Source organism: Bacteroides cellulosilyticus (genome assembly GCF_020091405.1).
Classification (GTDB): domain Bacteria; phylum Bacteroidota; class Bacteroidia; order Bacteroidales; family Bacteroidaceae; genus Bacteroides.
Map to the genome: position 1 here is coordinate 3,664,009 of NZ_CP081903.1, position 13,845 is coordinate 3,677,853.

The window sequence follows — 13,845 nt, forward strand, 5'->3', positions numbered from 1 at the left end:
ATGTATCGGAATATTAGTTTGAGCTTTTTGCTCATCATTTTGATTGCTTCTTGTGGTGGCAATACTCAGGAACGAGATATTAATGGAATGCACATCTTTCCTGTAAAAGATTTTGATAACGGGAGTTGGCTTGGTAAAAAGTATTATATTGATGAAAAGGGGAATCCCCTGTTCGACAAAGCATTCGATCGGGCAAGTTTGTTTGTAGATGGAATAGCTTGTGTAGAGTGGGACGGCAGGCATTACTTCATAGATGAGAAGGGAAATTTCCTTTTTAATAAAGAGGGATATGCAGAAATCTATGGTATATCTGATGGTGTTGGATGGGTGCGGAAAGAAAGAGCTACTTATAGTCCGCGAACTGCCATTGATATGAAGAACGGGAATGAATTGTTTATAGTTCCACATTCGGACAAATTATTTAAGAGTATGACTTTTTCTGAAGGTTTAGTGATAGGCGAGAAGAAGGGTAAATGTGGCTTTCTAAATAAGCAGGGTGAATGGGTTATACAACCGGAGTGGGATTTGAATGATATTTGCTTTCGAGTTTTTAAGAACGGTATGTTTTGTGTTTATTCAGAACAGAAATATGGCTGTATTAATAGAAAAGGCGAGTTGGTTATTGATTATCTATTTGACCAACCGTTTATGTTTGATTCTAATGGATGTGCTGTGGTTGTGCTGAAAGATAAATCCGGTGAGAAATCATTTGGCTTGATTGATAAAAAAGGAAACTATCTGATTGAACCTTATTTTAAAGATTTGGAATATGACGATGGATGGTATCGCTTTAGTGTTGATGGAAACTTGTACGGCTGGTGTGATAAAAATGGAAAGATAAAGATTGAAGCCGCTTTCAAATCTTCAGGAGGCGTAAATATCAATTTCTTTAATGGTGACAAGTGGACTTTGGTGCTTGGAAGATATATTGATAGAGAAGGGAAAGTAGCGTTGGAGACTGAATATGCTCCTTTAGGTAATTTCATGGGCGATGTCGCTTTTGTGCAAACGAGAGATGGAGTCGCTCTGATGAATCGTAAGGGAGAATTAGTAGGAGAAACTCGATTCCGCAGCCGATTTAATAGTCTCATACAGAGACTTTATAGCTCCGGAGTAAGTCTTGTTGATTATTTAAATTTTTAAGTTATGAAAAATAATAGATTCGTTTTTATGGCAGTCGCCATAGTATGTTTTTGTAGTTGTGGTAATACTCAGTCCAAGAGTGGCGAAGAACAGCAACAGGTTGCGGATTCCCTTGTCGAAGCGGAACGTGCTGCATTCCGCTCTTTGGATTTGGATGGGTATAATTTGATGGGGCATGTAAAAGAGTGCACCATGAAGTCTTATGACAAAGTAGGGAAAGAATGCGATGATTTCCGGAATCTGACTTTTACTAAAGAAGGCTTGATTGAAATAGATGAAGCACCTTACCGAGGAAAACTCTCTTTTGAATACGGTGAGTCGGGAAAGTTTTTGGGCGGCAAAGACTTGACTACCGAAGGTATGCGGGTAATACTAAAGCGTGACAGGGATGGTAGAATTCAGAGTATTCAGAGAAAAGCTGCTACAGGTGCCGAATCGGATACACAATATGAGTTTAAATATTCGTATGATAAGGAAGGTCGGCTGAAAGGTATAGAGTGTGTCTACTGGGAAGCAAGTGAGGATATTGCATTTACTTATAATAAAGGTAATGCTTTCGTTGCAACCGAAAAAAGTAGTTTCAGCGATTATGAAGTAGACGCCGTTACCACTAAGACTTATACGTATACAGAACTGGACCTATATGGAAATTGGTTGACTCGTGAGGTGGCTGCTGTGGAAGAAAAAAGTGTAACGGAAATGGGAGAGGAAACTGCTACTACAACCCAGAAAAATCTGCCTGTAGTGATAGAAAAAAGAGAGATTCAGTATTGGTAAAAGGGAGAATCTGTGCTGTTTTGTCCAATGTACTGGATAAGAGTGACGGAAAGAGGAGAGGCATTACTTCTCCTCTTTTTCATATCCTTAATTTTATTCCCATTCTAAACAGGACGTTTTTGTTTTGTACACAGAACGGTTTTGACCTGTTTTTGTTTTCTATATAAAACATCTAAGGCAAAGTTACCGATTGTTCTATACCGATCGGATGTAAAAATACCAAGAAATTTCGGATGGAACTTTTTGCTCTTCAAGAAAATACTACTATCTTTGCGCCCGAATTTATGAGCTAATATAATGTCTCACTCAATTAATTATTAAACAACTTATTTTATTTAATGGAAAACTTAAAAAATGTAGCGCCTGTTGAAGACTTCAACTGGGATGCTTATGAAAATGGCGAAACCTTCGGTGGTGCCAGCCACGAAGAGTTGGAAAAGGCTTACGACAGTACGCTTAACAAAGTTAACGACCGTGAGGTAGTTGACGGAACTGTAATCGCGATGAACAAACGTGAAGTTGTTGTGAACATCGGTTACAAATCAGACGGTATCATTCCTCTGAATGAATTCCGCTACAATCCTGACTTGAAGATCGGTGATACTGTAGAAGTATACATCGAAAACCAGGAAGACAAAAAAGGACAGTTGGTTCTGTCTCACCGTAAAGCTCGCGCTACTCGCTCTTGGGACCGTGTGAACGCTGCTTTGGAAAACGAAGAAATTATCAAGGGTTACATCAAGTGCCGCACAAAGGGTGGTATGATCGTAGACGTATTCGGTATCGAAGCTTTCTTGCCGGGTTCTCAGATCGACGTGAAACCTATCCGCGACTACGATGTATTCGTTGGCAAAACTATGGAATTCAAGGTTGTTAAGATCAACCAGGAATTCAAGAACGTGGTTGTTTCTCACAAGGCTCTTATCGAAGCTGAACTGGAACAACAGAAGAAAGAAATTATCGGTAAGCTCGAAAAAGGACAAGTTCTTGAGGGTACCGTTAAGAATATCACATCTTATGGTGTATTCATCGACCTGGGTGGCGTAGACGGTCTGATTCACATCACTGACCTGTCTTGGGGCCGCGTAAGCGATCCGAAGGAAGTGGTTGAACTCGACCAGAAGCTCAACGTTGTTATCCTTGATTTCGACGATGAAAAGAAGCGTATCGCTCTCGGTCTGAAGCAACTCACTCCGCATCCTTGGGATGCTCTTAGCGGTGAGCTGAAAGTGGGTGACAAGGTGAAGGGTAAAGTAGTGGTTATGGCTGACTACGGTGCATTCATCGAAATCGCTCCGGGCGTTGAAGGTTTGATCCACGTATCTGAAATGTCTTGGTCACAACACTTGCGTTCTGCACAAGATTTCATGAAGGTAGGTGACGAAGTGGAAGCAGTAGTTCTGACTCTGGACCGCGAAGAACGTAAGATGTCTTTGGGTATCAAACAACTGAAGCAAGATCCATGGGAAACTATCGAAGAGAAGTACCCTGTAGCTTCTAAGCACACTGCAAAAGTTCGTAACTTCACTAACTTCGGTGTATTCGTTGAAATCGAAGAAGGTGTTGACGGCTTGATCCACATCTCTGACCTGTCTTGGACTAAGAAGGTTAAACATCCTTCTGAATTCACTCAGATCGGTGCGGACATCGAAGTTCAGGTACTGGAAATCGACAAAGAAAACCGTCGCTTGAGCCTTGGCCACAAGCAACTCGAAGAAAACCCCTGGGATGTATTCGAAACGGTATTCACTGTAGGTTCTGTACACGAAGGTACTATCATCGAAATGCTGGATAAGGGTGCTGTTGTTGCTCTGCCTTATGGCGTAGAAGGTTTCGCTACTCCGAAACACCTCGTTAAGGAAGATGGCTCTCAGGCTCAGATGGATGAGAAACTGTCATTCAAGGTTATCGAGTTCAACAAAGATGCTAAGCGTATCATCCTTTCTCACAGCCGTATCTTCGAAGATGCTGCAAAGGCAGAAGAAAGAGCTGAAAAGAAGGCTGCTGGTAAGAAGCCGGCTGGCAATAAGAGAGAAGACGCTCCGGCTATTCAAAACCAGGCTGCTTCTACTACTCTGGGCGACATCGACGCTCTGGCTGCTTTGAAAGAGCAAATGGAAGCTGGAAAGAAGTAATAACTTCTATATATAAATAAGGTAAAGGGTGCTTGTTATCACAGGTACCCTTTTCTTTGTTCACCACAGGGGACACGGAGGTCACGGAGTACTTCTTATCAAGCAGAAAAAACTATGTGTTCTCTGTGCCCTCTGTGGTGAATTTCCGTATCTTTGCAGTGTTATGGAGAAATTTGAATTACATATACTGGGCTGCGGTTCTGCGTTGCCTACTACCCGTCATTTTGCCACTTCGCAAGTGGTGAATGTGCGTGACAAACTTTATATGATAGACTGCGGAGAAGGATCGCAATTGCAATTCCGCAAGTCCCGACTGAAGTTTTCCCGCTTGAATCATATTTTTATTTCTCATCTGCATGGAGATCATTGTTTTGGTTTGCTGGGATTGATATCCACGCTCAATCTGCTGGGGCGCACGGCTGAGTTGCATATTCATTCGCCGAAAGGATTGGAAGCCCTGTTTGCTCCGATGCTAAGTTTCTTTTGCCGGCAAATGACGTATAAGGTTCTTTTCCATGAGTTTGAGACGAAAGAACCCGGAATGATCTATGAAGACCGTTCTCTGACAGTGACTACCATTCCATTGCGTCATCGTATGCCTTGTTGCGGCTTTCTGTTTGCAGAGAAGCAGCGGCCCAATCATATTATTCGGGAGATGGTCGACTTTTATGAAGTGCCGGTATATGAGTTGAATAGGATAAAGAATGGGGAAGACTATGTGACTCCGGAAGGCAAAATCATTTCCAATTCCTTACTGACACGTCCGTCTGATCCACCGCGTAGTTATGCCTACTGTTCGGATACCATCTATATGCCTGAGATTGCAGAACAGATAAAAGGAGTAGATTTGCTATTCCATGAGGCCACTTTTGCAAATGCAGACTTGCCTCGTGCCAAAGAAACTTTTCATACTACTGCTGCTCAGGCAGGAGAGATAGCCAAGGCGGCAGGAGTGAATAAATTGGTGATCGGGCATTTTTCTGCCCGTTATGAGGATGAGAATATTTTGCTTAAAGAAGCTTCGGCTGTTTTCCCCGAGACGGTGCTGGCTAAGGAAACGCTGTGTTTGGAGGTATAATTTAGTGCTATGCACTAAATTAGTGACGGGCTACGGGCTACAAGTTACAAGTGCCTTTCGGTATGCTATTTATGGTTAAAACTATTTTAGTTCTCCTTCTCTTGTAAGGAAGGAAATAAAGTTATTTTCACACTGAAAAGTACTTGTTACTTGTAGCCCGTAGCTCGTAACTTAAATTAGTGGCAAAGCCGCTAATTTATCATTTAACCGTCTGTTTTTTGTTTTATCGAACCGAATGCCGTATATTTGTACGGAATAATCTGAAAACATAGGCTTATAGATGAGAAAGTTATTCTACTTTTTTTTCTTTTTGTTGACTTTTTCGTCGCAGTCCGTGGCATGGGCGCAGGACGGTCGGAAGCAGGAAACGGCTCAGAAAGAGCAGCCGTCTTCTACTATTGTGCTGACTGTTTCGGCAGAAAACCGGGTACGTGTGCAGAATGCAGAACCCGGCTCCCAGATGGAAGTCTACAATATTGTAGGCGTGAAACTTACCACGATACGCATTGACTCTACGGATGTCACCGTTCAGGTGAATTTGCCTAAAGGTTATTACATCTTTAAGATTGGGAATGTCGTGCGGAAAGTGGTAATCAAATAAACGAAACGGAATAGATACTTATGAATCCTTCCTATAATGAACGCGAAGTGCTGGAGCTTCTACAAGATGAAAGTACACAAAAGCGAGGGTTTGAGTTGATTGTTGCGCAATATAGCGAACAATTATACTGGCAGATCCGTCGTATGGTGCTTTTGCATGAAGATGCCAATGACTTACTTCAGAACACGTTCATTAAGGCATGGACCAATATCGATTATTTCCGTGGGGATGCGAAGCTTTCTACCTGGCTCTATCGCATCGCTTTGAATGAATGTTTGACTTTCCTAAATAAACAACGCGCTGTAACTACTGTTTCTATCGATGATGAAGATGCTTCTGTACTTCAGAAGCTGGAAAGCGATCCCTATTTCTCCGGCGACCGGGCACAGAAGTCTCTACAGAAAGCATTGCTTACACTGCCGGAAAAGCAACGTATGGTATTCAACTTAAAGTATTACCAGGAAATGAAATACGAGGAGATGTCCGACATCTTCGGCACATCTGTCGGCGCTCTGAAAGCCTCTTATCATCATGCCGTGAAAAAAATCGAGAAGTTTTTGGAGGGAGAGGTTTAAACCTTTACCCCAAAACATAGTCTAACCTAACAGAGAGGAAAAAAGCTTATGAAAGAAGAAGATAACATATTGAAGAAGGTAGGGAAGGAAAATGTTTTCCGTGTTCCTGACGGATACTTTGAGAATCTTACTTCAGAGGTGATGAGCCGGCTTCCCGAAAAGGAAACACCTGCAATTATTAAGAGAGAACCTACGAAGTGGGAGAGAATTAAGCCATGGGTATATATGACTGCCATGTTTGCCGGCGCAGCATTGATTATCCGCGTTGCTTCTACTGACCGTACACCTGTTAACAACCGGATGGCGATGGACGAACCTGAAACCGAAGTTGTTTCTGATGAATATATCAGTGCAGTGCTGGATGATTCCATGCTGGATGATTATTCGCTGTATGTCTATCTCACAGACGCCGGTGCAGAGTGATGTGAGTAACAACTTAACTGTATGAGAAGAAAATGAAAAAGCTGATTGTTTTGTTTATTGTGATGTGCAGTTTCATCCCCTTGTCATGGGCTATGGACGGATGTAATCAACATTTGTCTCCTGATGAATTCCGTGCCAAGCAGAAAGCGTATATCACTGAAAAAGCCGGATTGACTAAGGAAGAAGCCGCTAAATTCTTTCCTGTTTATTTTGAATTACAGGATCGCAAAAAGCAACTGAATGACGAAGCATGGAACTTACTTCGAAAAGGAAAGGATGAAAAGACGACCGAAGCGCAATATAATGAGATTTTAGAAGGCGTATATGATGCCCGTATTGCTACCAACCGTCTGGAGAAAACTTACTATGAGAAGTTCAAGAAGATACTTTCGAACAAAAAGATATATTTAGTACAGCGTGCTGAAATGCGTTTTAACCGTGAGTTGCTGAAGGGGATGCATCATAAAGGTGGAGAACCTCAGAAACCGCAAGGAAAGAAATAATAACAGAATTTTAGGAGCTTCGGCTCCTTTTTTCATCTATTGCCGATACATGCGGCTGCGAAGGCTTACACTCCCGCAAGTGTAAGCCTTCACTTGTATAAATGATGGCCTTCGCAGCCGCAAGTGTGAATCTTCGCAGTCCTATGCATTTGAGTTTTTATTTTTCCAGCTTTTTAGCTTCGTTCCAGAGGACGTCCATCTCTTCCAGAGTCATATCATGCAGGTTTTTGCCTTCCTTGATGGTATGTGCTTCCAGATAATTAAAGCGGTTGATAAACTTCTGGTTGGTGCGTTCTAATGCATTATCCGGATTGATCTTGTAGAGGCGTGCGGCATTGATGAGGCTGAATAGTACATCCCCGAATTCGGCTTCTGCCTTGTCCTTATCCATATTGGCCACTTCTGCCTGAAACTCCTGGATTTCTTCTTTTACCTTATCCCACACTTGTTCCCGTTCTTCCCAGTCGAAGCCGACGTTGCGGGCTTTGTCTTGAATACGGTAAGCTTTGATGAGTGAAGGAAGGGCGGCAGGAACACCACTCAACACACTCTTGTTTCCACCTTTCTCTCTTAACTTCAGTTGTTCCCAGTTTTCGGAAACTTGTCCGGCAGTATCGGCTTTTACGTCACCGAACACATGGGGATGGCGGAAAATTAATTTCTCGCAAAGGTGGTCGCATACATCTTTCATGTCAAAATCGCCTTTCTCGGAACCTATCTTTGCGTAGAAAGCTACGTGTAGCAAGACGTCTCCCAGCTCTTTGCAGATATCATTTTTATCGTCACGTATCAGGGCGTCACAAAGTTCATAAGTTTCTTCAATGGTGTTGGGACGCAGACTTTCGTTAGTCTGCTTGCGGTCCCAGGGACATTTCTCGCGGAGTTCGTCGAGTATGTCCAGGAAGCGTCCGAAGGCTTCCATCTGTTCTTTTCTTGTATGTAACATATCTTTATAGGGTTATTTATTGCAATGTGTATAATAGGATATAAGCAACCCGACTACTTCGGAGTAGTTCTTGCGGCCACTTTGTATCTTGTTTCCTTTCAGGTACAGGTCGTATATCCAGTCTTGTATATCTCCGATGAGTGGACTGTATTTTTCCGTCCAGTATTCCTGATTACTTTTAGCCTGTTCAATGATTTCGGGACGTATCCGGTTGAAGAGCTCTTTGTATTCTTCTTCATCCATCAGTCGGCGGGCATTGGTAAGTACGTGTCCCAGTACTGAAAAGTATCCGCAGAAACGGATACCTCGCGCTTGCGAACGGGTACAGACCTGATAAGCGTAGAAGTTGGCTTCCGCCTCGCTGGAAATGCCCAATAAATGTGCCAGTTCGTGAGCATACGTGGCAGGATACTGTGAAGGGAGCAGATCTCCATTCAAGGTAAATTCACAGAAGAAAGGTCCCATGCTACCGGTGACGCCCACCATGGAAATCAGTGGAGTGAAAAGCATTGTCTTCACTCGTGGTGATTTATGGAAAGGATGATGTACATCCAGCGTATCACTGATCTGATTGTATCCGCGAACTGTTTCCCGGCGGATAAGGTCCTTATTGATGGTAGTTACATCTACATACGAACCATTCAGTTTGTCAACGTAATCATCAACGAAGTTCCGGAAGTTTTCGGGAGTGTATGCAGTGTAGGGAATCTCCGTTCGCTGGTAGAAATTGGGCTGTGAATAATTAAGTCCCCAAGCCAGATAGAACCAGACGTATATCCATAACAGATATTCAATATCATTCAGTAAGATGCGTTTCCATTTTTTCTTCTGAAAGCGGCGGGCATAGACAGGGTAGAGGAGTACGCCCGCAATGCTGAGGGCTATGAATAAGTCGCCTATGGCAAAGGGAATGAGGCGGGAGAAAGACGAAAGAATATAGGCTATGACAGGATATACGCTGTGTGCATATATTTTTCCCATAGCCGGAATGAACTGTGTGGCCCAGACTACTAACAAGAGCGTGCATAGCACGATATAACGAATCTTCAGCTTATATTTCATCGCAAATTTATTTGAAAGGCAAAAATATACATTTATTAAATGTCACGTAAGAAATTTGCTTTATATTTGTCGTTCTCTGCACAGAAAGCGCCGGAGGGTGGCAAGATTTGAATTAAATTTAGTAATTTTGCGCCCGTTATTCGCGATAAAATAAATTATATACAGATTTAAAAGATATGGAATTAGCAAGTAAGTACAACCCTGCTGACGTAGAGGGAAAGTGGTACCAGTATTGGTTGGACCACAAATTATTCAGTTCAAAACCCGATGGTCGTGAGCCTTACACCATCGTCATTCCGCCCCCTAACGTCACCGGCGTGCTCCACATGGGACACATGCTTAATAATACCATTCAAGATATTCTGGTACGCCGTGCCCGTATGGAAGGTAAAAATGCCTGCTGGGTACCGGGTACTGACCACGCTTCTATCGCTACGGAAGCGAAAGTAGTAAATAAGCTGGCTGCACAAGGTATCAAGAAGACAGATCTTACCCGTGACGAATTCCTGAAGCATGCCTGGGAGTGGACAGATGAACATGGTGGCATCATCCTGAAGCAGCTGCGTAAACTCGGTGCTTCTTGTGATTGGGACCGCACCGCTTTCACTATGGACGAAAAGCGTAGTGAAAGTGTATTGAAAGTATTTGTAGACCTCTACAATAAGGGGCTGATTTACCGTGGTGTGCGTATGGTAAACTGGGATCCGAAGGCTTTGACTGCCCTTTCTGATGAAGAAGTTATCTACAAGGAGGAGCATGGCAAACTGTATTATCTGCGCTATAAAGTGGAAGGTGATGCGGAAGGACGTTATGCCGTGGTAGCTACCACCCGTCCTGAAACGATCATGGGTGATACCGCTATGTGTATCAATCCGAACGACCCGAAGAACGAATGGCTGAAAGGTAAGAAAGTGATCGTTCCTTTGGTAAATCGTGTTATCCCGGTAATCGAAGATGATTATGTAGATATTGAGTTCGGTACAGGTTGTCTGAAAGTAACTCCTGCACATGATGTGAATGACTATATGCTGGGTGAAAAGTATAACTTGCCAAGCATCGATATCTTCAACGATAACGGTACATTGAGCGAGGCTGCCGGTCTTTATATCGGTATGGATCGCTTTGATGTTCGTAAACAGATTGAGAAAGACCTGGATGCTGCCGGCCTGTTGGATAAGGTGGAAGCCTATACCAATAAGGTAGGTTATTCCGAGCGTACCAACGTAGTTATAGAGCCGAAGCTTTCTATGCAGTGGTTCCTTAAGATGCAGCATTTTGCAGATATGGCATTGCCTCCTGTAATGAATGACGATCTGAAATTCTACCCTGCCAAGTATAAGAACACCTATCGCTACTGGATGGAGAACATCAAGGACTGGTGTATCAGCCGTCAGTTGTGGTGGGGACATCGCATTCCGGCATACTTCCTTCCGGAAGGTGGATATGTGGTAGCAGCTACTGAAGAAGAAGCTCTGAAGCTGGCAAAAGAGAAGACCGGCAATCCGGCCCTGACTTTGGAAGATCTTCGTCAGGATGAAGATTGTCTGGATACTTGGTTCTCTTCCTGGTTGTGGCCCATCTCTTTGTTTGATGGTATCAACAATCCGGGTAATGAGGAAATCGATTATTACTATCCGACAAGTGACCTGGTAACCGGTCCGGATATCATTTTCTTCTGGGTAGCTCGCATGATTATGGCAGGTTATGAATATGAAGGAAAGATGCCGTTCAAGAATGTGTACTTTACGGGTATCGTTCGTGATAAGTTGGGACGTAAGATGTCCAAGTCCCTCGGTAATTCTCCCGATCCGTTGGAACTGATTGAGAAGTTTGGTGCCGATGGTGTGCGTATGGGTATGATGCTTGCAGCTCCTGCCGGAAATGACATCTTGTTCGATGACGCTCTTTGTGAACAGGGACGTAACTTCTGTAACAAGATATGGAATGCTTACCGCTTGGTAAGTGGCTGGACTATTGATGACAGTCAGCCTGTGCCGGAAGCTGCAAGACTGGCATCGTTTTGGTTTGAATCCAAACAAAATGAGGTTGCTGCTGAGGTAGCTGATTTGTTTAGTAAATACCGTTTGAGCGAAGCTCTTATGGCTGTTTATAAATTATTCTGGGATGAATTCTCTTCCTGGTACCTCGAAATGATAAAGCCGGCTTATGGCCAAGGTATCCACAGTTCAATTCATGGTGCTGCGATTTCTTATTTCGATAATCTGCTTCATTTGCTTCATCCGTTCATGCCGTTCATTACCGAAGAGCTTTGGCAACAGATGTATGAGCGCGAAGAAGGTGAAAGTCTTATGGTATGTCCTTTGACAATAAATACCTATGTGGATGGTGAGACAGTTCGGCAATTCGAAGTAGTGAAAGAGGTGATCAGTAATGTTCGTTCTATCCGTTTGCAGAAAAACATAGCTCAAAAGGAAACGTTGGAATTGCAGGTTGTAGGCGAAAATCCGATTGCAGAATTCAATCCGGTTATCATGAAGATGTGTAATCTCTCGGCAATTGATGTGGTAGATACTAAAACCGAAGGTGCTGCTTCATTCATGGTAGGAACTATGGAATATGCCGTACCTCTGGGGAATATGATTGATGTAGAAGCAGAAATAGCCCGTATGGAAGCAGAATTGAAGCACAAAGAAAGTTTTCTGCAAGGCGTCATGAAGAAGCTGAGCAATGAGAAGTTTGTGAATAATGCTCCTGCCGCTGTCCTTGAACTGGAACGTAAGAAACAGGCGGATGCGGAAAGTATTATCAACTCTCTGAAAGAGAGTATTGCTGCGCTGAAGAAATAAGCCTTTTGGTCCGGGAGTTCTCCCGGACCTTTTACTATAAACGAATTAGCCCTTGCAATATCCGATTACTGCAAGGGCTAATTTATTTTTTATAAATCAAATGCTACTACTTTTCCAGCAGTTCTTTCAGAAAAGAATCCAACTCTTCATCCAGACCTTTCAGCAATTCTTCGTTCACAAGCAACGTGTCATCATCCATCAGCAGTAACTCTGCAATTGTCTCCTTTTCATCATCCACTAATACGAAAGAGTAAGGTTTCAGAATAGCCAGTTTGTCAAAGTCACCTCCGTTCTTCATGTTGTGGAGTAAGGTAGAAAGAATACGTTCTGCATTTTCGTAGAAATCATCTCCGTCATAAGTCATCCATTCTTCGATAGAGACACACGCCAGATATTCGTCTTCGTCATCAAAGATGGACAATTCGCCGGAATTCTGGTTGGCTTGCAGATGGATGTCGGTCACAATGGTTTGCTCACAGCCACAAGTGTATTTGACGACTGCCTGTTTAATGGTCTTTTCCAGAAGTGATAATGATGCTTGACTCAGTTTCATAATAGATATTCTTTCTTAATGGACGTTCAAAGGTATAAAAAAAATAATTACCTCTGCATCATTTCTCTAAAAATCATTTTTAAATCTTTCCATTTGGGCGTTCAGCCGGGTCATTCCCTTCTTTCGCTCCTGCAATTCGTTCAGGTAGCGGGTTACTGCGAAGTAATTGGGGACATCCATGAGGTCCACGCGTTCCTGAGTTTTCTTCTCGTCTATTTTGTCTACATCGTATGCTATTTTCTCCGCTTTCAAGGCCCATTCTTCTGCTGTATGAATGCTGTCCTGCATTTCGTATCCTAAGGCAATGTTATAGGCTGCGTACATTTTCTGCTTTCCTTTTTTCTTTTTCTCATAGGTTTGCTTCCAGAGTTCAATAGCCTTGTCCCAGTTCTCTTCGCGGACAAAGACCGCGGCATCACGCATATTTACGGAACCGCCTGTAAAGAGATAGCGGGAAGCTGTTTTCCAATGTGGCAGCATGTGGCTCACGGGGATAGTGCCGGCAAATTCGGAAGCCTCTCTCAGCATCTCTTTTTCGCTGATGAGTCCTGCACCTGCCTGTGCCATACTGGGAGCCGCATGATCCCAGAAGATGCTGTCGCTGGCATTGATTGTTACCATCGGACCGTTGCGTTGGGGCAGATACACCTTTACGGTAGGATATACTTTCAGGTCAAGCGTACCTGCATATACTCCCCATTCCGGTAAATATTCGATTTTGCGGATGGAGCGCATCTGTACGTTCTCCAAGGCTATCAGTAAGTCCGCACCCAGACTTTGGGTGAGCTTTTCCACTTCCTCTTTGCTAAGGGTGCTTTCGCGCGGAATCATATCATGGGCACGCAAGGCAGAGTCGCAAATAATCACTTCATCGAAATAATTCTCATTGGCAAGTGCCTCCGCCAGTGATTCCGTGGCGATTTTGCCATCCCCATTGAAATACTTTGTCTTGCGTGCTATTTCTGTCTCATCTTTTTTCTTCTCATCGTTTTCCTCCAGAATTAGCTTGTTATCCGGGATAGGAGGCATATTATTTACCACAGCTACGCGCCTGAGGGCGGACGGAAAGCTGACTTCCGCCGGCAACATATAGTCGATGGAGAGTTGCTCTATGCTTTGGCAACCGCTAAACAGCAGAACACAGCACACCAATAGTGAGTACGAATATTTAGTCATAAGCTTATTCTTTATCTAGGAATAACAAAAATACACTTTTGTATGGATATAGAAAAGCCTCCAACA

Annotated in this window: 13 protein-coding genes; 9 read left to right on the forward strand and 4 right to left on the reverse strand. The window is 43.3% G+C overall.

The window, feature by feature from the left end; translation table 11 throughout:
* The 8 genes from K6V21_RS13260 to K6V21_RS13295 all read left to right on the forward strand — a co-directional run bounded on the left by K6V21_RS13260 (window position 1) and on the right by K6V21_RS13295 (window position 7,235).
* Complete coding sequence (locus K6V21_RS13260; protein ID WP_224318904.1) at window positions 1–1,143, forward strand: WG repeat-containing protein; 1,143 nt, start codon at window positions 1–3, stop codon at window positions 1,141–1,143.
* Window positions 1,144–1,146: 3 nt separating this feature from the next.
* Window positions 1,147–1,920, forward strand: coding sequence for a hypothetical protein (locus tag K6V21_RS13265; RefSeq protein ID WP_224318905.1), 774 nt, complete (start codon window positions 1,147–1,149; stop codon window positions 1,918–1,920).
* 338 nt (window positions 1,921–2,258) lie between these two features.
* Window positions 2,259–4,055 carry a 30S ribosomal protein S1 gene (rpsA, locus tag K6V21_RS13270; RefSeq protein WP_217715954.1) on the forward strand — a complete coding sequence of 599 codons (1,797 nt, stop codon included), beginning with the start codon at window positions 2,259–2,261 and terminating at the stop codon, window positions 4,053–4,055.
* A gap of 163 nt (window positions 4,056–4,218) precedes the next feature.
* Window positions 4,219–5,133, forward strand: a complete 915-nt coding sequence (locus K6V21_RS13275) for a ribonuclease Z (protein WP_224318906.1) — start codon at window positions 4,219–4,221, stop codon at window positions 5,131–5,133.
* Between the two features lie 280 nt (window positions 5,134–5,413).
* Window positions 5,414–5,734 carry a T9SS type A sorting domain-containing protein gene (locus tag K6V21_RS13280; protein ID WP_217715956.1) on the forward strand — a complete coding sequence of 107 codons (321 nt, stop codon included), beginning with the start codon at window positions 5,414–5,416 and terminating at the stop codon, window positions 5,732–5,734.
* 20 nt (window positions 5,735–5,754) lie between these two features.
* The gene (locus K6V21_RS13285; protein WP_007212919.1) at window positions 5,755–6,309 is read left to right on the forward strand and encodes an RNA polymerase sigma factor; all 555 of its coding nucleotides are present in this window, start codon (window positions 5,755–5,757) and stop codon (window positions 6,307–6,309) included.
* Window positions 6,310–6,357: 48 nt separating this feature from the next.
* The gene (locus K6V21_RS13290; protein WP_044264690.1) at window positions 6,358–6,732 is read left to right on the forward strand and encodes a hypothetical protein; all 375 of its coding nucleotides are present in this window, start codon (window positions 6,358–6,360) and stop codon (window positions 6,730–6,732) included.
* Window positions 6,733–6,764: 32 nt separating this feature from the next.
* Entirely contained in the window at window positions 6,765–7,235 is a 471-nt protein-coding gene (locus K6V21_RS13295; protein ID WP_217715957.1) for a hypothetical protein, read from the forward strand.
* A gap of 157 nt (window positions 7,236–7,392) precedes the next feature.
* Here K6V21_RS13295 and mazG read toward each other — a convergent pair whose 3' ends face one another.
* Both mazG and K6V21_RS13305 read right to left on the reverse strand, forming a co-directional pair.
* Entirely contained in the window at window positions 7,393–8,181 is a 789-nt protein-coding gene (gene mazG / locus K6V21_RS13300) for a nucleoside triphosphate pyrophosphohydrolase (protein ID WP_044264695.1), read from the reverse strand.
* A gap of 12 nt (window positions 8,182–8,193) precedes the next feature.
* A complete protein-coding gene (locus tag K6V21_RS13305; protein WP_224318907.1) occupies window positions 8,194–9,243 on the reverse strand; it encodes a DUF3810 domain-containing protein in 1,050 nt (349 codons plus the stop codon).
* 176 nt (window positions 9,244–9,419) lie between these two features.
* Between K6V21_RS13305 and K6V21_RS13310 the strand changes: the two genes are divergently transcribed.
* On the forward strand, window positions 9,420–12,050 hold the full coding sequence (locus K6V21_RS13310; protein WP_224318908.1) for a valine--tRNA ligase: 2,631 nt from the start codon (window positions 9,420–9,422) through the stop codon (window positions 12,048–12,050).
* Between the two features lie 106 nt (window positions 12,051–12,156).
* Here the strand turns inward: K6V21_RS13310 and K6V21_RS13315 are convergent, their stop codons facing one another.
* Window positions 12,157–12,603, reverse strand: coding sequence for a hypothetical protein (locus K6V21_RS13315; protein WP_217715960.1), 447 nt, complete (start codon window positions 12,601–12,603; stop codon window positions 12,157–12,159).
* Between the two features lie 66 nt (window positions 12,604–12,669).
* Window positions 12,670–13,779, reverse strand: coding sequence for a DUF6340 family protein (locus K6V21_RS13320; protein WP_224318909.1), 1,110 nt, complete (start codon window positions 13,777–13,779; stop codon window positions 12,670–12,672).
* Between the last annotated feature and the right edge of the window lie 66 nt (window positions 13,780–13,845).